Genomic DNA, 17,437 nt, shown 5'->3' on the forward strand with positions numbered 1-17,437 from the left:
GAAATGAGCGCGGACTATCGGCCGCGAAGCCTCCCTTGACCTCTGCGATTCCTTCCGAGCCGGCGCTGGCCTCCGAGACGTCCGATGCCGCAGCAGCGCAAGCGCGCCGCCCCGGCCCTGTCGACGTGGCCCTGCTGGCCAGCGTCTTCGTGGTGGCCGCCTGCGGCCTGGTGTACGAACTCAGCGCCGCGGCGCTCAGTTCCTATCTGCTGGGCGACTCGATCCTGCAGTTCAGCACCGTCATCGGCACCTATCTCTTCGCGATGGGGCTGGGCTCCTGGCTGTCGCGCTTCCTGGACCGGCAACTGCCGGCGCACTTCCTGCGCATTGAGCTGCTCGTGGCCTGCATCGGCGGCCTGATGCCGGCACTGCTCTTCCTGGCCAACGCCTGGGTGCCGGGCGCCTTCCGGCTGCTGCTCTACGGCCTGGTGGTCGTGGTGGGCACGCTGGTGGGGCTGGAGATCCCGCTGGTGATGCGCATCCTGCGCCGGCACGTTCAGCTCAAGGAACTCGTCTCGCAGGTGCTCACCTTCGACTACCTGGGCGCGCTGGCGGTGTCGGTGGCCTTCCCGCTGCTGCTGGTGCCGCACCTGGGAATGATCCGCACGGGGCTGCTGTTCGGCTGGATGAATGCGGCGGTGGCGGTCTGGGCGCTGTGGCTGTTCCGGCATGAACTGCGGCGCTTCGCGGCCCATGCCGTGGCCTGCGCCGCGGCCCTGCTGCTGCTGACGCTCGCCTTCGTCGGGGCCGACCGCATCACCAGCGTGGCCGAGGACCGCTTCTACCAGGACCGCATCGTCTTCAGCGCCACCTCGCCCTACCAGCGCATCGTGGTCACGCGCGGCGCCGCAGGCCACCGGCTCTACCTGAACGGCAACCTGCAGTTCGCCGAGCGCGACGAGTACCGCTACCACGAGGCGCTGGTGCACCCGGTGATGGCCGCGCACGGCGCACCGAAGAAGGTGGCGGTGCTCGGTGGCGGCGACGGCATGGCGGTTCGCGAGATCCTCAAGTACCCCTCGGTGGAGCAGGTCACGCTGGTCGAGCTCGATCCCAACATGACGCAGCTCTTCGGCAGCCACGAGACACTGGCGGCGCTGAATGGCCATTCGCTGGGTTCGCCCAAGCTGCGCATCGTCAACACCGATGCCTTCCAGTGGCTGCAGCAGGACCTGGACGAGGTGTACGACGTGATCGTGGTGGACTTCCCCGATCCGACCAACTTCGCCATCGGCAAGCTCTACACGAACTCCTTCTACGCGCTGCTGGACAAGCGTTTGTCGGCCAGTGGCTACGCGGTGGTGCAGACCACCTCGCCGCTGATCGCGCGCAAGAGCTTCTGGACGGTGGCCGCCACCATCGAGTCGGTGGGCCTCAGGGCCACGCCCTACCACGCGCATGTGCCCAGCTTCGGCGAATGGGGCTTCATCGTCGCGAGCCATCGGCCGTGGCGCATGCCAGAGGCCCTGCCGGCCGGGCTGCGATTTCTCACGCCGGAGGCGCTGCCGCTGCTCTTCGCCTTTCCGCCCGACATGGCGAAGGTGCCGGCGCCGGTGAACCGGCTGTCGAACCAGGTGCTGGTCACCACCTACGAGCACGAGTGGGGCAAGCCATGATCGGCCGGCGCCGCTTCCTGGGCGCCGCGGCGGGCAGCCTGGCGCTTGCCGCCTGCGAAGCGCCGTCCGCTGTCTCGCACATCGAGGGCGGCTTCACGGGTGTCGACGTCGAACGGGGCCATGCGCTGCGCGACGGCAGCCTGGCCGGCAAGGCGCCGGATGAGACGCGCCGCACCCGCGTGCTGATCGCCGGCGGCGGCGTGGCCGGCCTCGCGGCGGCGCGTGCGCTGCGGCTGGGCGGGGTGGAGGACTTCGTCCTGTTCGAACTGGAGGACGAGCCGGGCGGCAACAGCCGCGGCACCGCGGTGCAGGGCCTGCCCTGCCCCATGGGCGCCCACTACCTGCCCGTGCCCGGCGACGATGCGCCCGAGGTGCAGGACCTCTTGGAAGAACTGGGCCTGCGCCGGCGCGTGGCCGGCCGCTGGGAATACGACGAGCGCCACCTGTGCCACAGCCCGCAGGAGCGCCTGTTCTTCCAGGGCGAATGGCAGGAGGGCTTGCTGCCGGTCCAGGGCGTGCCGGCGCGCAGCTTCGAACAGTACCGACGTTTCGACGAACGGGTGGACGCGCTGCGCCGGCGCGAACGCTTCACCATTCCCATGGCGCGCAGCACGCCCGGGCCGGAGCAACTGGCGCTGGACGCCCAGACCTTCGACGCCTGGCTGACCGCCCAGGGCCTGGACGATCCGCACCTGCGCTGGTACCTGGACTACTGCTGCCGCGACGACTACGGTGCCGGCAGCGGCGAAGTCTCCGCCTGGGCCGGCATCCACTATTTCGCCAGCCGCCACGGCTTCCACGCGCCCGGCCACGCCGCGGACGACTCGGAGGAGCGCGAGGCGGTGCTGACCTGGCCCGAGGGCAATGGCTGGCTCTCGCGCAAGCTGGCCACGCCCCTGGGCCCGGAGCGACTGCAGGCCGGCCAGGTGGTGACGCGCATCGCGCAGACCCGCGCGGGCGTCGAGCTGGACGCCTTCGACGTCCGCCAGCGCAAGCTGGTGCGCTGGCAGGCGGAGCGCTGCATCGTCGCCCTGCCCGTCTTCGTGGCGGGGCGCGTGGTGCAAAGCCCGCCGGAATTCCTGCGCCGCACCGCCGCCGCGCTGCGGCACGCGCCCTGGCTGGTCGCCAACGTGCACCTTAGCGCCCCCCTGGCCGACCGGCCGGGCGCGGCCCCCAGCTGGGACAACGTGCTCTACGGGACGCGCGGCCTGGGCTACGTGGACGCCGGCCACCAGCGGCTGGACCCGACCCCGCGCGAGACGGTGATCAGTTGGTACCGACCCCTGGGCCCCAGCCGCCACGACGCCGGCATCGACGGCCGCCGCCTGCTGCTGGACCGGGCCTGGACTTTCTGGCGCGACGAACTGCTGGCCGAGCTGTCGGTGGCGCACCCCGACCTCCCGCGGCTGGCGACCCGCATGCAGCTCACCCGCTACGGACATGCCATGGCGATCCCGTCGCCGGGCCTGCTGGCGCAACTGGACGGGGGTCAGAAAGGGGTGCGCGAGGGCCGCCTGGCCTTCGCGCATGCCGACTGGTCGGGCTATTCCATCTTCGAGGAGGCCTTCAGCCGCGGCCACTGGGCCGGTGCGGCCGTCGCCGGCCTGCGGCCCGAGGCGTAGCGCGCGGCCTTTCTCAGGCCTTCATCAGGGCCTCGATCTCGTCGGCCTTCACCGGCACGCCGCGGCTGATGAGCTCGCAACCGGTCTCGGTGACCACAGCGTCGTCCTCGATGCGGATGCCCAGGTTCCAGAATTCCTCGGGCACGCCTTCGGTCGGCCGTACGTAAAGGCCCGGTTCGATGGTCAGCACCATGCCCGGCCGCAGGATGCGGCTGGGGCGGTTGGTGATGGTCTCGCCGGAAAGCGGGTCCTTGCGCTCGCTCGTCTCGCCGACCTGGCTGGGCTCCACGTAGCTGCCGCAGTCGTGCACGTCCATGCCCAGCCAATGGCCGGTGCGATGCATGTAGAAGGGAAAGTAGGCGCGCTGCTCGATCACGTCCTGCGCGCTGCCCGCCTTGGCGGCATCCAGGATCTTCAGGTCCAGCAGCCCCTGCGCAAGTACCGCCACCGTGGCCTCGTGCGGGTCGGTGAAGCGGGCGCCGGCCTTGGTCGCGGCGACTGCTGCATCCTGGCTGGCCAACACCAGGTCGTACAACGCGCGCTGCGGCCCGGTGAACTTGCCGTTCGCCGGGAAGGTCCGCGTGATGTCGCTCGCATAGCCGTCCAGCTCGCAGCCTGCATCGATCAAGACCAGTTCGCCGTCGCGAATCGGCGCCACGTCGGCGCGGTAATGCAGCACGCAGGCGTTCGCGCCAGCTGCCACGATGGACCCATATGCGGGGTATTGCGAACCGTTGAGGCGGAATTCGTGCAGCAACTCGGCATCAAGGTGGTACTCGCGCACGTCGTGGCCTTCGCGCAACATCCTTGCTGACAATTGCATGGCCCGGATGTGCGCCTTGGCACTGATCGCTGCAGCCTTTCGCATTACTTCTAACTCGTGTGCGTCCTTGACAAGCCGCATTTCGTCAAGTGGACCGCACAAATCGCGCTGCTCTTCCGGACAAATTGCGCCATAGCGCGCCCGTGCCCTTACTCGCTGTAACCAGGTGTCTACCTGGGACTCGAGCCCCTTGTGAGTAGCAAAGTTGTACCAGACGGTAGAACGGTTTTCGAGCAGGCGCGGCATTTGCTTTTCAAGCTCATCGACGGACCAGGCTGCGTCGACGCCAAGCGCTTGCGGCGCGGCGTCAGGGCCCAGCCGGTACCCGTCCCAGATCTCGCGCTCGAGATCCTTGGGGGCGCAGAAGAGGGTGCTGCGCCCGTTTCCCTCGAGCACCAGCCACGCGTTGGGCTCGGAGAAGCCTGTCAGATAGAAGAAGTAGCTGTCATGTCGGAACAGGAAGTCGCTGTCACGATTTCTCTGACGTTCCGGGGCAGTGGGGATGACCGCGATGCCACCTGCGCCCAACTGTGCGGCGAGGCGGGCTCTGCGATCAGTGTAAGGGGATGTGTTTGTCATAGGGATCACGATGCCATACGTCTGTAACAGGTGCTTGTTGCAGGCCAACCGACAGTGCAAAGGTTTGAAAGAACATTTGCCTGAGCAGGGACCCAACAGGTCCAATTGGTTATTTCAACCAGAGGATTCGGTCTTGAAAGTTATTAAGAATTCGGCATTACTCACAATGCTGGTGGCGCTGAGCGCCTGTGGTGGTGGCGGTGGTGGAACGAGTGGCCAGGCTACCGGTTCGAACGGTTCCGTTGCCGGAGATTCCAGTCCCGTAGCGCAGGATGATGCCGCATCGCTGGAAAAGCGGTGGGGTCGTCCGTCTGCGCCGGCCCCCGCACCGGCGGCTCCTGCGCCCGCCCCCGCACCGTCCGCCCCGGCACCCGCTCCGGCGGCTCCGGCTCCTGCACCCGCTGCGCCTGCGCCCGCACCCAGTGCTCCGGCACTCGCTCCGGCCCCTGCCACCGTCCCGGTGGGCTCGTCCGGCACCGCCCTCAGCGGTGACGTGGTCGACGCCAGCGGCCGCATCGACCCCGCCGCCTACGTGGCCATGGCCGGCAAGATGAGCAGTGCCGAAGGCATCGCCTACCGCTACGGCGCCGCATCGAGCGCCGCCAAGTCCGGCACCACCTGGCATGCCCGCTCCAACAACGCGCGCATCTACGCCAGCGATGGCGGCGACTGGCAGGTCGGCGGTCCGGACACCCAGGATCCGGGCGACTACTTCGCCAACTTCGGCAATGCGGTCTATGTCCCCGATGCACCCACCACCCGCGTCGGCGTGGCGGACATCCAGGTCATCGCGCAGTCGTTCAACACCTTCACGCAGCGTCCGCAACCCGCGCCGCTGTGGGCTGGCAAGAACCCGAACATGAACAGCTTCGAAGGCCTGGACGACGACCACGGCAACAGCATCGGCGCCCGCAACCCGGTCGCCGCGGCACGTGCCTATGGCCGCCCGGGCTGGGGCCTGGAGTCGGTGGTGGCCTACCAGAACGGCCGCCTGTCGACCGCCGTGGGCAGCAACACCTCCAGCAACTTCGCCAATGCCCAGCTGGGTGCCAACAAGGTGCCCACCGGCATCGTGCAGACCAACAGCGCCGAGTTCGCGCTGGTCACGGTGTGGGACACCGCCGCGCTGAAGGGCCAGATCGCCGTGGTGGCGCTGGCGGGCCTGTGCAACGGCTGCACCACCTCCCAGCCCAACCAGGGCGACGTGGGCTGGGGCGAGTGGAACACGGTGAACCCTGGCCTGGCCAATCGCGGCAACATCGGCTTCATGAAGGTGCTGGGCTACGTGGACCTGCCTGACGGCATGCGCGCACCCACCGAGATCACGGCCACCACCGGCTGGAATCCGTGGACGGGCCGCCCGACCGACGCCTCCGGCAACTTCACCACCGAGTACGCCATGGCGCTGGCGAACGAGACCAACCGCCAGACCTTCATCAGCGGCCGCAACACCGGCTCGTATGCGAAGGGTGGCATGGCCATCGTGGTGTCCAAGTCGGAGAAGCGCGCTGCCTTCGTCGACCTGAAGCCCCTGTTCGACTACTACCGCCGCATGTACTTCGGCGCGCGTGCCGACTTCGACAAGACCACCTCGGTGGGCATGGCCGACAACCAGTGGCCCTTTGCCTTCTCGCAGATGGCCGACAGCGACAAGCCGAGGGTCGTGCAGACCGTCGACCTGGGCGCCAAGCCGACGGCCGTCAAAGCCACCCTGTGGGGCAGCAACCTGCGCGGCTGGGTCGCCACCGAAGACGGCAACATGCGCATCTTCGACCTGGGCGGCTACGGCAACGGCAGCGGCACGGGCTCGCTGAGCCAGGTGGGCAACGTCGCCGTGGGTGCCAACCCCACGAGCATCGCCTACTACCGCGGTTCGGCCAACGACACCGGCAACGCCATCAACGATTCGATCATGGTGCTCTCGCGTGGTGAACGCGCCGTGCGCTGGGTGGACTTCGCGTCCAACCACAACAGCGGCACCGTGCGCCAGGCGGTCCTGACCGACTCGCGACTGGTCGACCCGGTGATGATCGAGGACAACGAGAACCACGGCACCGAAGGCTGGGTGCTGTCGGTGGCCGACTTCGGCGGCAAGGCGATCCGCAACTACCGCTACGGTTCGGTCATCTTCTGGACCAACCAGGGCTCGGGCATGGCCTGCAAGCCGAACGCCGGTTGCGGCCTCGGCCCCAACAACCAGGCGCCTTCGCAGTACCCCTTCGAGTACGGCGGCGACATGAGCCTGCCGGGCAAGCCCTTCATCATCACCAGCGCCAACGTGCCATGATGACCTTCCGGTGAGCCTGGCTCATCCGGAATCCAAGGCCAGCGGTTCATCGCCGCTGGCCTTTTTTGTTTTTCGCGACGGATCAGTTCGAAGCGTTCAGGGCTGCCAGGCGCTCGGGCGTGCCCACGTCGGTCCACGGGCCTTCGTAGAGTTCGGCGCTGACAAGGCCCTGGGCCATGGCGGCTCGCAGCATGGGTGCCAGGGCGGCCTTGATGCCGCCGGCGTTGCCGGGGGCGATGTCGCAGCGCGGCGCAGCGAAGAACGCGGCGCGGTAGAGCGCAACGGTCGAGAAGGTGTAGCTGGGCTGGCTGTCCCCAGGGCGCGAGACCGCGAGCCCCTCTGCGGAGATGCCGAAGTCGCCCTTGGGGTTGTGCGCCGGATTGGGCACCAACCACAGGTGCGCCAGGCGCCCGCTGGACGCGAAGCGGTCCACGGCCTGCTGCGTGAACTCGAACTGCGGTGCGAACACGTCGCCCGCCGCCACCCAGAACACATCCGCCAGGCCCGGCAGCGCGCGGACGACGCCGCCGGCGGTTTCCAGTGCGTCGCCGAAGTCCTGTCCCTCATGCGAATACGACAGTGTCAGCGTGCCGAAGCGATCGCCGAAATGCGCGGGGATCTGCTCGCCCAGCCAGGCGGTGTTCAGCAGCACGTCATGGAAGCCACCGCGCGCGAGCGCCTCCAGCGTCCACTGCATGAGCGGCTTGCCCTGCACCGGAAGCAGCGGCTTGGGCGTGTGGTCGGTGAGCGGGCGCATGCGCTCGCCGCGACCGGCGGCCAGCACCATCGCCTGGGCGGGCGCGTTCATCAGCGTGCGATCGGCGCGGTGGCCGTGTCGTGTTCCGCGGCCAGCGCGCCGCGCTGCAGCGCATGGCGCTCGCTGCGCTGCGGCTCGAAGAGCGACACCAGGCAGTCCATCAGCGCGTGCGCGGCCGGCGAATGATCCGCCCCCACGTTGCACACGTACACGTCGAGCGTCGCGGCGCGCAGCTCGGGCCAGGTGTGCACGCACAGGTGCGACTCGGCCAGCAGTACCGTGGCCGTGACACCCCCGGGGCCGTTGACCGTGGCGGGGAAGCTCTGGAACAGCTCGCCCACCGGCTGCAGCCCCGCGGCGGTCGCGGCCTTGCGGCACACGGCCCCCAGTGCCTTGGCGTCCACGAGCCATTGGCTGGCGCATCGACAGTCGTGCAAATCGGCGGTGAGGTGCAGGCCATGCATAGGCCGTCGACTCTAGCAGTCGGCCATGCCCGTTAAAATTACGGGTTCCCCCCAACCTCTCCCCCCAGAAAGCCACGAAACATGGCCAACCAAGCCTTGATGGCCAACGCGATCCGCGCGCTGGCGATGGACGCCGTTCAACTCGCCAACTCCGGCCACCCGGGCGCGCCGATGGGCATGGCCGACATGGCCGTCGCACTGTGGGGCGACCACCTTCGCCACAACCCGCTGAACCCGCAGTGGTTCGACCGCGACCGTTTCGTGCTCTCCAACGGCCATGCGTCGATGCTGATCTATTCGGTGCTTCACCTCACCGGCTACGACCTGCCCGTCCAGGAACTGAAGAACTTCCGCCAGCTGCACAGCAAGACCGCAGGCCACCCCGAGGCGGGCATCACCCCCGGCGTGGAAACCACCACCGGCCCGCTGGGCCAGGGCATCACCAACGCGGTGGGCTTCGCGCTGGCCGAGAAGCTGATGGCGGCCGAGTTCAACCGTGACGGCCACAGCATCGTCGACCACCACACCTATGTGTTCCTGGGCGACGGCTGCCTCATGGAAGGCATCAGCCACGAGGCCTGCGCCCTGGCCGGCGCCTGGAAGCTCTCCAAGCTGATCGCCCTGTACGACGACAACGGCATCTCCATCGACGGCCCGGTCAAGCCCTGGTTCGTCGACAACACGGCCGAGCGCTTCAAGGCCTACGGCTGGAACGTGATCGGCCCGGTGGACGGGCATGACGCGCCCGAAGTGTCCAAGGCCATCGCCGAAGCCAAGGCGCAGAACGACAAGCCCACGCTGGTCATCTGCAAGACGCAGATCGGCAAGGGCAGCCCCAACCGCGCCAACACCGCCAAGGCCCACGGCGAGCCCCTGGGCGCCGACGAGATCGGCCTGACCCGCAGTGCGCTGAACTGGCCGCACGCCCCCTTCGAGCTGCCCACCGCCGTGTACGACGAGTGGGACGCGAAGAAGGCCGGCGCCAAGACCGAAGCGGCCTGGAACGAGAAGTTCGCCGCCTATGCCAAGGCCTTCCCCGACCTGGCGGCCGAATTCACCCGCCGCATGAAGGGCGAGCTGCCGAAGAACTTCCACCAGACCGCCTTCGACGCGGTGGTGGCAGCCCACACCAAGGCCGAGACCGTGGCCAGCCGCAAGGCCTCGCAGCTGGCGCTGGAAGCCTTCACCGCCGCCCTGCCCGAACTGCTGGGCGGCAGCGCCGACCTGACCGGCTCCAACCTCACCAATACCAAGAGCACGCCCGCGCTGCGCTTCGGCAGCCAGGGCGAGGTGCTGCGCGCCGAGGGCAACGAGCAGAACTCCGACGGCCTCATCGGCCGCCACATCAACTACGGCGTGCGCGAGTTCGGCATGGCCGCCATCATGAACGGCGTGGCGCTGCACGGCGGCTACATCCCCTATGGCGGCACCTTCCTGACCTTCAGCGACTACAGCCGCAATGCCATCCGCATGGCCGCGCTGATGAAGCAGCGCGTGGTGCACGTGTTCACGCACGACTCCATCGGCCTGGGCGAAGACGGCCCCACGCACCAGTCGATCGAGCATGCGGCCTCGCTGCGCCTGATCCCCAATCTGGACGTCTGGCGTCCGGGCGACACGGCCGAGACCGCCGTGTCCTGGGCCGTCGCGCTGCAGAACACCACCCGCCCGACCGCGCTGCTGCTGTCGCGCCAGAACCTGCCCTACTCGCCCAAGAGCGACCTCTCGGACATCAGCAAGGGCGCCTACGTCCTGGCCGAGCCGGAGCGCGTGGGCCTGAAGAACAAGAAGACGGCGGCGGTGATCATCGCCACCGGCTCGGAAGTCCAGCTGGCGCTCAAGGCGCAGGAACTGCTGGCTGCGAAGAAGATCGCGGTGCGCGTGGTCTCCATGCCTTCCACCACCACCTTCGACCGCCAGGACGTGGCCTACAAGAAGAGCGTGCTGCCCAAGGGCATCAAGCGCGTCGCGGTCGAGATGGGCGCCACCGACGGCTGGTGGAAGTACGGCGTCTCGGCGGTGGTGGGCATCGACACCTACGGCGAGTCGGCACCCGCAGGCGTGCTCTTCAAGCACTTCGGCTTCACGGCGGAGAACGTTGCCGCCACGGTGGAAGCGGCGCTCAAGCGCTGAAGCATCCGCCTTCCCAGTTTTTTCAACTATCCCAGGAGCAGACAGATGGCTATCAAGATCGGTATCAACGGCTTCGGCCGCATCGGACGCAACGTGCTGCGCGCCGCCGTGCAGAACTTCAAGAACGAGATCGAGATCGTCGGCATCAACGACCTGCTCGAGCCCGACTACCTGGCCTACATGCTCCAGTACGACTCGGTGCACGGCCGCTTCAAGGGCGAAGTCGCCGTCGACGGCAACACCCTGATCGTCAACGGCAAGCCCATCCGTCTCACGCAGGAACGCGACCCGGCCAACCTCAAGTGGAACGAGATCGGCGCCGACGTGGTGCTGGAATCCACCGGCCTGTTCCTGACCAAGGAAACCTGCGAGAAGCACCTGGCCGCCGGCGCCAGGAAGGTGATCATGTCGGCGCCCTCCAAGGACGACACCCCCATGTTCGTCTACGGCGTGAACGACAAGACCTACAAGGGCGAGGCGATCATCTCCAACGCCAGCTGCACCACCAACTGCCTGGCGCCGCTGGCCAAGGTGCTCAACGACAAGTGGGGCATCAAGCGCGGCCTGATGACCACCGTGCACGCCGCCACCGCCACGCAGAAGACCGTGGACGGCCCGAGCAACAAGGACTGGCGCGGCGGCCGCGGCATCCTCGAGAACATCATCCCCTCCAGCACCGGCGCGGCCAAGGCGGTGGGCGTGGTGATCCCCGAGCTGAACAAGAAGCTGACGGGCATGAGCTTCCGCGTGCCGACCTCCGACGTGTCGGTGGTCGACCTGACGGTCGAGTTGAACAAGGAAGCCAGCTACAAGGAAATCTGTGCCGAGTTCAAGGCGCAAAGCGAAGGCGCGCTCAAGGGCGTGCTGGGCTACACGGAAGACAAGGTGGTGGCCACCGACTTCCGCGGCGACCCGCGCACCTCGATCTTCGATGCCGAAGCCGGCATTGCGCTGGACAGCACCTTCGTCAAGCTGGTGAGCTGGTACGACAACGAGTGGGGCTATTCGAACAAGTGCCTGGAGATGGTCCGCGTCGTCGCCAAGTAAGCGAACGGGCTTTCCCCGAAAGACAAAAGGCGCGCCTCAGGGCGCGCCTTTTTCATTGGGCGGCCGGCGAAAGGCTCAGGCCACCGGCTCCAGCACGTGGATCACGCGGCTGGCCAGCAGGTCCTTGGTCTTCTCGCCATAGGCCTTCATGTGCGGCGCCACCGCGTGGGCCTGCAGGGCAGGCAGCGTGGCCCACTTCTCGACCACCACGAAGGTGTCCTCGCCGAAGGTGCCCTTGGAAGCCGGCATGCCCTTGGCGTCGACCGTGGCCTGGTACTCGATGCAGCCGTCCTCGGCCAGCACGGCCGGAACGTTGGCCTGGAAGGCTTCCAGCACGGCAGCCCGCTGGCCGGGCTTGGCGGTGATGACGGCGACGACATGGATCATGAACAGGTCTCCAGTAAGAGTGGGGTTGGCGAAGGCCCGAGCCTAAGCAATTTGCGGCGGGCCTGCCGTCGCCTGTGCATCAGTCGCCTTCCCGCCCCGCCAGTTGACGTGCCAGCGCGATGGTGCTGCGGTCTTCAAGGAAGGGGCCGATGATCTGCACGCCCAGCGGCAGGCCTTCCGCGTCGCGTGCCATCGGTGCCACGGTGGCGGGCAGCCCGGCCATCGAGGCAATGGTCGACCAGGCGCCCTGTGCGCCGTAAGGGGTGGGCTGGCCGTCGATGAGCAGCGAGCGGCTGTCGAAGTCCGGGTTCTCGTCGTGCGGGAAGGCCGCGCTGCCCGATGGCGGGCACAGCAGCGCGTCGAATTCCTCGAAGAAGGCGCGCCACTGCACGCGGTAGCGGTCGCGCTGGCCCATCAGCCGGATCCAGTCGTGGGCGCTCATCGTGGTGCTGCCGCCCGGCTCCCACGCGCCTAGAAAGGTGGTGACCAGGGTGGTGTAGCCCTCGGCGATGAGCTTCAGGTCGGGCAGCTTGTCGCTGCTGCGCGAGACCTTGGCGCCGGACTGCTCCAGTTGCCGGGCCGACGCCTCCAGCGCGCTGCGCATCGCCGACGAGGTGGCGCAAACGGGGTGCTGGTCCAGCACCAGCACGCGCCAGTCGCGCAGCCGGGCATGGCGAGGCGGCGGCAGCGCGAGCCGGTAGGCCTTCGCATCGGGCTGGTCGGGGCCGGCGATGGCATCCAGCACGCGGTCCAGGTCGTCGGCGCTGCGCGCCAGCGGGCCGATCACGGCGGGCCGGTCGCCGGGCTCCACCTGCGTGCCGGGAAAGTCGTGGCCGCGCGTGGGCAGCACGCCGACGCTGGGCTTGTGGCCGTACAGGCCGCAGAAGTGCGCCGGCACGCGAATCGAGCCGAAGAGGTCCGAGCCCATCTCCAGCGCCACCATGCCAGCGGCCAGTGCCGCGGCGCCGCCACCGCTGGAGCCGCCGGGCGTGCGCGTGGCATCGTTCGGGTTCACCGTGCGGCCGTACACGGGGTTGGCGCTCTGCCAGTCGCCCAGCGCGGCCGCCACGTTGGTCTTGCCCAGGATCACCGCGCCCGCGGCCTTCAGGCGCTGCACCGCGACCGCGTCCTGCGCCGGCCGGAAGTCGCGGAAGGGCGGCAGGCCCCAGGAGGTGGGCAGGCCGGCGACGTTGAAGGATTCCTTCACCGTCATCGGCACCCCCAGCAAGGGCAGACGTTCGCCGCGCGCACGGGCGGCGTCGGCGGCGCGGGCCTGCTCGCGAGCGCGCTCGAAGTCGCGCAGCACCACGGCGTGGATGGCGCCGTCGAGGGACTCGATCCGGCCGATGGCGGCGTCACACAGGTCCAGCGCACTGGCCTGGCCGTCGGCGACGGCTTGGGCGCAGGCGACCGCGCCGCGGGCGATCAGGGCTTCGAGCTCGGGCTGGCTCATCGGGTTCACTCCATGGGAAGGTAAAGCTCGGTGCGCAAGTGGTCGGGCGGCGTGTCGCGCGGGTCGTTCAGGTACAGGTCGAAGCCCGGCACGTCGCGCAGGCGGTAGCCGGTGGCCGGCACCCAGTGGCGGTAGATGGTCTTCCACAGGTCGTGCAGGCCGTCGTAGGCGCCCACGTGGGTGAACACCGCGTAGCGGCCGGCGGGCCAGTGCTGCCAGTGGAGCTGCGCCTGCCGCAGCGGGATGGGCGGGCGCAGCGAGTGTCCCGTCGAGCCGGACAGCGAGAGGCCGAAGATCGCGCCGTTCCACATGCGGCAATGCGGGTCGTCCGGGCCCTGCGGCTCCTCGGGCATGGCGGAGATCAGATGCGTCATCTGCTGCATGAGGCCTGCCTCCTGGAGCGCCGGCAGCAGCCGGCCGAGCCCCTCGCCTGCCGCGCGAACCATGGTGCCGCCCTGCATGCCTTGGCCGGTGGCGCACAACGCGTCGAAGGCGGGCGCCGCGCTCCAGCGCGGGTGCAGCGGCGGGGCGGTCTCGCCGGCGGCGGGGGCGGCATCGGGAATCCTGCGCCGGCGGAAGTAGGCGTCCCAGTCAGGCTCCGCGCCCGCGCGCACGGCGCTGGGCGTGGTGCCCAGTTCGCGCCGCATGGCCTTGGCCAGCGCCTGGGCCGAGGCGAAGCCGACGGACTGGGCCACGTCCAGCACCGGCGCCCCGCCGGGCTCGCCCAGCAGCTCGCAGGCGCGGCGCAGCCGCCGCCAGCCCAGGTAGCCACCCACGGTCAGGCCGAAGTAGGCGTGGAAGATGCGATGGAAATGGTGGCGCGACATGGCCGCGCGCTGCGCGAGTTCCTGCGCGTCGAGTTCGGCATCCAGGTGCGCGTCCACATGGATGGCGGCGCGCGACAGCAGTTCCAGGTAGCGCAGCGGCGAGCGGAGGTGGTGCGGGGTGGCACGCGCATTCATGCCGCCATTCTGTCCAAGCGCTGCGCCGGACGCGTGTCCCGTTGTGCTCGGATGGGTGGATCGAAGGGTGGCGGCGCGGGAAAGGGACAGCCGCCGGCATCGGGGTACCGACCGCGTCGGCCGGCTGCCGAGGCAACCCCTACCAGCGCCGTGCGACTGTCTTGCTGAAGCTTAGTTCGCCTGAATGAACAGAGCGTGACCCGCGCCGGGAAACCTCGGCGCCCGCGCGGGTCAGCCCAGCGTCACGCCGGCGGCAGGCAGCGGCCGTTCCTCGCGGCCGTCGGGATGGCGCGCGAAGCGCTCCGGCTCGCGGCCGTGCACCGGCGCGCCGTCCGGCCAGGGCCAGCCCCCGAACTGCGTGCGGCGGTAGTCGGCCATGGCCTGCGCGATCTCGGCCTGCGTGTTCATCACGAAGGGCCCGTACTGGGCGACCGGCTCGGCGATCGGCCGGCCTTGCAGCACCAGGAATTCGCCGGCCGCGTCACCGTTGACCAGTTCCACGTTCTCGCCGGCCGCCAGTTCGATGGCGGCATGGCCGTCGATGCGGCGGCCACCCACCTGCACAGAAGCGCCCTGGAAGAAATACAGCATCCGTCGCGTGCCCTGGCCGGCGGCTGCGGGCAGCGTCCAGCGCGCGCCGGGCGCCATGCGCAGGGTCCAGATCGCGACGTCGGCGCCGTCCTGGGCGGCCCAGGAGGCGGGCGGCGGAGCCAGCGGCTCCAGCTCGCCGGCGCCCGCGCCCACGCCGGCATCCAGCGGCAGGCGGCCGGCCACGCAGGCCAGCTCGGTCTCGCAGCCCTCGGCGTCCAGCGCGCGCAGGCGCGGAATGTCCTCGGACCAGAACATGGTGAAGTGCGGCGCCGCCATCTTGTTGCGCGCCGGCAGGTTCAGCCAGATCTGGAACAGCTCCAGGGGATTGGCCTCTTGCGACTTCAGCAGCGGGAACATCTCCGAATGCACGATGCCCGCACCGGCGGTGAGCCACTGCACGTCGCCGCCGCCGAAGCGCGCGGCCGCGCCCAGCGAGTCGGAATGATCGATGAGGCCCTGGCGCACGATGGTCACGGTCTCGAAGCCGCGGTGCGGGTGGCCCGGGAAGCCCGGCACGGTCTCGCCGTGGTACATGCTCCAGCCGTCCTGGCGGCTGAAATCCTGGCCGATCTGGCGGCCGGCCAGGAGCGACGCATCCGGGCCCATCTGCGCGTTGCCGCGCGGGTAGGCGTCATCGTGATGGACGCAGAACAGGAAGGGGTCGATGGTGGGCCAGGGGAAGCCCAGGGGCTGGACCTTCAGGACGGGATCGGCGGACACGGCGTGTTTCCTTTCGAGGGCGTTCGCAGGCGATGGGCTGCGATCCATCGCAGATGGGGACGCCGTGCCGGCTTGAAAAGCGCTGCCCGCGCGACAGTGCGGCCCAGCGCTGGAGCGAATGGCCCCGGATGCTTCAGTGGTGGTGGCCGTGCTCGCCGTGCACATGGCGGTGCTCGATCTCCTCGGGCAGCGCGGCGCGCACGCCCGTGACCTTCACGGTGAACTTCAGCGGAATGCCGGCCCAGGGATGGTTGCCGTCCAGAAGCACCTTGTCGCCCTTGATCTTCATCACCCAGAAGATGTGCGGCTGGCCGTCGTCGAGCGTGCCCTGCAGCTGGCCGCCGACCTTCACGCCCGGGGGGAACTCCGACTTGGGGATGGTGCGCGCCAGCGATTCGTCGCGCACGCCGAAGGCGTCTTCCGGCGCCAGCGCCAGGGTGGTCTGGAAGCCCACGGACTGGCCTTCCAGCGCGGCCTCGATCTTGGGCAGCGTGTTCTCGTAGCCGCCGTGCAGGTAGACCATCGGGTCCTTGCTCTGCTCCATCAGCTTGCCGGCGGCATCGGTCACCTTGAACTGCAGGGTGACGACGGTGTCTTTGGTGATTTGCATGATGGGCGCGATTCTCCCAGAGCCGCGCCGGCCGCGCCGATCGAGGCGAAACTACCCGCCGATGTATCGACTGCCCCGCACCGCCACCGCCCCCTTCTGCCCCTCCGAGGTCCGGGGCAGCGTGGCCATCCCGGCCGAATGGCCCTTCTGGCGCAAGCTGATGCGCTACGCCGGCCCGGGCCTGCTGGTGTCGGTGGGCTACATGGACCCGGGCAACTGGGCCACCGACATCGAGTCGGGCTCGCGCTTCGGCTATGGCCTGCTTTTCGTGGTGCTGCTGGCGAGCCTGGCGGCCATGCTGCTGCAGACCCTGTGCGTGCGCCTGGGCGTGGTGGCGAAGAAAGACCTGGCGCAGGGCTGCCGCTCGCACTATTCGCGGGCGATGAGCCGCTTCCTGTGGCTGGGGGCGGAGCTGGCCATCGTGGCCTGCGACCTGGCCGAGGTGCTGGGCAGCGCGTTGGCCATCCACCTGCTCTTCGGCGTGTCCATCACCACCGGCATCGCCATAACAGCCTTCGACACGCTGCTGGTGCTGGGACTGCAGGGCGCCGGCTTCCGGCGGGTGGAGGCCATCGTGCTGGGCCTGGTGGGCACCATCACCGCCTGCTTCGTCGTGGAACTGGCCATGTCGCAGCCGAACTGGCTGGGCGTGGCGGTGGGCTTCGTGCCCAGCCTGGAGCGGCTGCAGCAGCCGGGCGCGCTCTACCTGGCCATCGGCATCGTGGGCGCCACGGTGATGCCGCACAACCTGTACCTGCACTCGTCCATCGTGCAGACGCGGGTGGTGTCCGACACGCCCGCTGGCCGGCGTGAGGCCATCCGCTTCTGCACCATCGACACCGTGGCCTCGCTGTCGCTGGCGCTGCTGGTGAACGCGGCGATCATGATCCTGGCGGCCAGCGCCTTCCACGGCAACGGCCACACCGAGGTGGCCGACATCGCCGATGCCCATCGCCTCATCGAGCCGCTGGTGGGCAGCGCGCTGGCGGCGCTGCTGTTCGGCGTGGCGCTGCTGGCCTCGGGCCAGAGCTCCACCTTCACCGGCACCATTGCGGGCCAGATCATCATGGAAGGCTTCCTCGACCTGAAGATCCCCTGCTGGCAACGCCGCCTGCTCACCCGCGCGCTGGCGCTGGTGCCGGCCTTCGTGGGCGTGTGGATCTTCGGCGACGCGGGCATCGGCAAGATGCTGGTGCTCAGCCAGGTGATCCTGAGCTTCCAGCTGCCCTTCGCGATCTGGCCGCTGCTGCGCTTCACCGGCGACCGCGCGCTGATGGGCGAGTTTGCGACCGGCCCGATCGTGAAGGCGCTCGCGTGGACGCTGTTCGGCGTGATCAGCGCGGCCAACGTGTGGCTGGTGGGCAGCGCACTCTTCGGCTGAGCGGC

At 69.1% G+C, this 17,437-nt stretch carries 14 protein-coding genes; 6 read left to right on the forward strand and 8 right to left on the reverse strand.

Annotated elements, in window-relative coordinates:
- Positions 1-65: 65 nt before the first annotated feature.
- Together BM345_RS08345 and BM345_RS08350 are read left to right on the forward strand one after the other, a co-directional pair.
- Entirely contained in the window at positions 66-1,616 is a 1,551-nt protein-coding gene (locus BM345_RS08345; RefSeq protein ID WP_093378389.1) for a polyamine aminopropyltransferase, read from the forward strand.
- Positions 1,613-3,238: an FAD-dependent oxidoreductase gene (locus BM345_RS08350; RefSeq protein WP_093377797.1), complete on the forward strand. Its 1,626-nt coding sequence runs from the start codon at positions 1,613-1,615 to the stop codon at positions 3,236-3,238. The genes BM345_RS08345 and BM345_RS08350 overlap by 4 nt, the downstream gene beginning before the upstream one ends.
- A 13-nt stretch (positions 3,239-3,251) precedes the next feature.
- Here the strand turns inward: BM345_RS08350 and BM345_RS08355 are convergent, their stop codons facing one another.
- Complete coding sequence (locus BM345_RS08355) at positions 3,252-4,640, reverse strand: aminopeptidase P N-terminal domain-containing protein (protein ID WP_093378392.1); 1,389 nt, start codon at positions 4,638-4,640, stop codon at positions 3,252-3,254.
- Positions 4,641-5,100: 460 nt separating this feature from the next.
- On the opposite strand from BM345_RS08355, the gene BM345_RS08365 reads away from it, so the two are divergent.
- A complete protein-coding gene (locus BM345_RS08365; protein ID WP_139237480.1) occupies positions 5,101-6,927 on the forward strand; it encodes a hypothetical protein in 1,827 nt (608 codons plus the stop codon).
- Positions 6,928-7,009: 82 nt separating this feature from the next.
- Here the strand turns inward: BM345_RS08365 and BM345_RS08370 are convergent, their stop codons facing one another.
- Both BM345_RS08370 and BM345_RS08375 read right to left on the reverse strand, forming a co-directional pair.
- Positions 7,010-7,714: a nucleotidyltransferase family protein gene (locus BM345_RS08370; RefSeq protein ID WP_093378394.1), complete on the reverse strand. Its 705-nt coding sequence runs from the start codon at positions 7,712-7,714 to the stop codon at positions 7,010-7,012.
- Positions 7,715-7,734: 20 nt separating this feature from the next.
- Complete coding sequence (locus BM345_RS08375) at positions 7,735-8,148, reverse strand: S-adenosylmethionine decarboxylase family protein (RefSeq protein WP_093377804.1); 414 nt, start codon at positions 8,146-8,148, stop codon at positions 7,735-7,737.
- Between the two features lie 81 nt (positions 8,149-8,229).
- On the opposite strand from BM345_RS08375, the gene tkt reads away from it, so the two are divergent.
- Positions 8,230-10,281, forward strand: a complete 2,052-nt coding sequence (gene tkt, locus BM345_RS08380) for a transketolase (RefSeq protein WP_093377807.1) — start codon at positions 8,230-8,232, stop codon at positions 10,279-10,281.
- A 45-nt stretch (positions 10,282-10,326) separates the two neighbouring features.
- Positions 10,327-11,328 carry a type I glyceraldehyde-3-phosphate dehydrogenase gene (gene gap, locus BM345_RS08385; RefSeq protein ID WP_093377809.1) on the forward strand — a complete coding sequence of 334 codons (1,002 nt, stop codon included), beginning with the start codon at positions 10,327-10,329 and terminating at the stop codon, positions 11,326-11,328.
- Positions 11,329-11,403: 75 nt separating this feature from the next.
- Here the strand turns inward: gap and BM345_RS08390 are convergent, their stop codons facing one another.
- From BM345_RS08390 to BM345_RS08410, 5 genes are all read right to left on the reverse strand, one after another.
- Positions 11,404-11,715, reverse strand: coding sequence for a putative quinol monooxygenase (locus tag BM345_RS08390; protein WP_093377812.1), 312 nt, complete (start codon positions 11,713-11,715; stop codon positions 11,404-11,406).
- 79 nt (positions 11,716-11,794) lie between these two features.
- Positions 11,795-13,168 (reverse strand): amidase family protein, encoded by a 1,374-nt coding sequence (locus BM345_RS08395; RefSeq protein ID WP_093377815.1) that lies wholly within the window; start codon positions 13,166-13,168, stop codon positions 11,795-11,797.
- A gap of 5 nt (positions 13,169-13,173) precedes the next feature.
- Complete coding sequence (locus BM345_RS08400) at positions 13,174-14,130, reverse strand: AraC family transcriptional regulator (protein WP_093377817.1); 957 nt, start codon at positions 14,128-14,130, stop codon at positions 13,174-13,176.
- Positions 14,131-14,361: 231 nt separating this feature from the next.
- A complete protein-coding gene (locus BM345_RS08405) occupies positions 14,362-15,489 on the reverse strand; it encodes a pirin family protein (RefSeq protein ID WP_093377820.1) in 1,128 nt (375 codons plus the stop codon).
- A gap of 85 nt (positions 15,490-15,574) precedes the next feature.
- Positions 15,575-16,051 carry an FKBP-type peptidyl-prolyl cis-trans isomerase gene (locus tag BM345_RS08410; RefSeq protein ID WP_093377822.1) on the reverse strand — a complete coding sequence of 159 codons (477 nt, stop codon included), beginning with the start codon at positions 16,049-16,051 and terminating at the stop codon, positions 15,575-15,577.
- A 61-nt stretch (positions 16,052-16,112) separates the two neighbouring features.
- Here BM345_RS08410 and BM345_RS08415 point away from each other — a divergent pair, with 61 nt between their 5' ends.
- Positions 16,113-17,432 carry an Nramp family divalent metal transporter gene (locus BM345_RS08415; protein WP_093377824.1) on the forward strand — a complete coding sequence of 440 codons (1,320 nt, stop codon included), beginning with the start codon at positions 16,113-16,115 and terminating at the stop codon, positions 17,430-17,432.
- Positions 17,433-17,437 lie beyond the last annotated feature (5 nt).

The sequence above is a fragment of the Variovorax sp. OV329 genome (assembly GCF_900114785.1).
GTDB lineage: Bacteria > Pseudomonadota > Gammaproteobacteria > Burkholderiales > Burkholderiaceae_C > Variovorax.

Excerpts from the sequence above, each read along its gene's own strand:
- BM345_RS08350 (WP_093377797.1), top strand. The coding sequence starts at position 1,613 with ATGATCGGCCGGCGCCGCTTCCTGGGCGCCGCGGCGGGCAGCCTGGCG.
- BM345_RS08355 (WP_093378392.1), bottom strand. The coding sequence starts at position 4,640 with ATGACAAACACATCCCCTTACACTGATCGCAGAGCCCGCCTCGCCGCA.
- BM345_RS08370 (WP_093378394.1), bottom strand. The coding sequence starts at position 7,714 with ATGGTGCTGGCCGCCGGTCGCGGCGAGCGCATGCGCCCGCTCACCGAC.
- BM345_RS08375 (WP_093377804.1), bottom strand. The coding sequence starts at position 8,148 with ATGCATGGCCTGCACCTCACCGCCGATTTGCACGACTGTCGATGCGCC.
- tkt (WP_093377807.1), top strand. The coding sequence starts at position 8,230 with ATGGCCAACCAAGCCTTGATGGCCAACGCGATCCGCGCGCTGGCGATG.
- gap (WP_093377809.1), top strand. The coding sequence starts at position 10,327 with ATGGCTATCAAGATCGGTATCAACGGCTTCGGCCGCATCGGACGCAAC.
- BM345_RS08390 (WP_093377812.1), bottom strand. The coding sequence starts at position 11,715 with ATGATCCATGTCGTCGCCGTCATCACCGCCAAGCCCGGCCAGCGGGCT.
- BM345_RS08395 (WP_093377815.1), bottom strand. The coding sequence starts at position 13,168 with ATGAGCCAGCCCGAGCTCGAAGCCCTGATCGCCCGCGGCGCGGTCGCC.
- BM345_RS08400 (WP_093377817.1), bottom strand. The coding sequence starts at position 14,130 with ATGAATGCGCGTGCCACCCCGCACCACCTCCGCTCGCCGCTGCGCTAC.
- BM345_RS08405 (WP_093377820.1), bottom strand. The coding sequence starts at position 15,489 with ATGGATCGCAGCCCATCGCCTGCGAACGCCCTCGAAAGGAAACACGCC.
- BM345_RS08410 (WP_093377822.1), bottom strand. The coding sequence starts at position 16,051 with ATGCAAATCACCAAAGACACCGTCGTCACCCTGCAGTTCAAGGTGACC.
- BM345_RS08415 (WP_093377824.1), top strand. The coding sequence starts at position 16,113 with ATGTATCGACTGCCCCGCACCGCCACCGCCCCCTTCTGCCCCTCCGAG.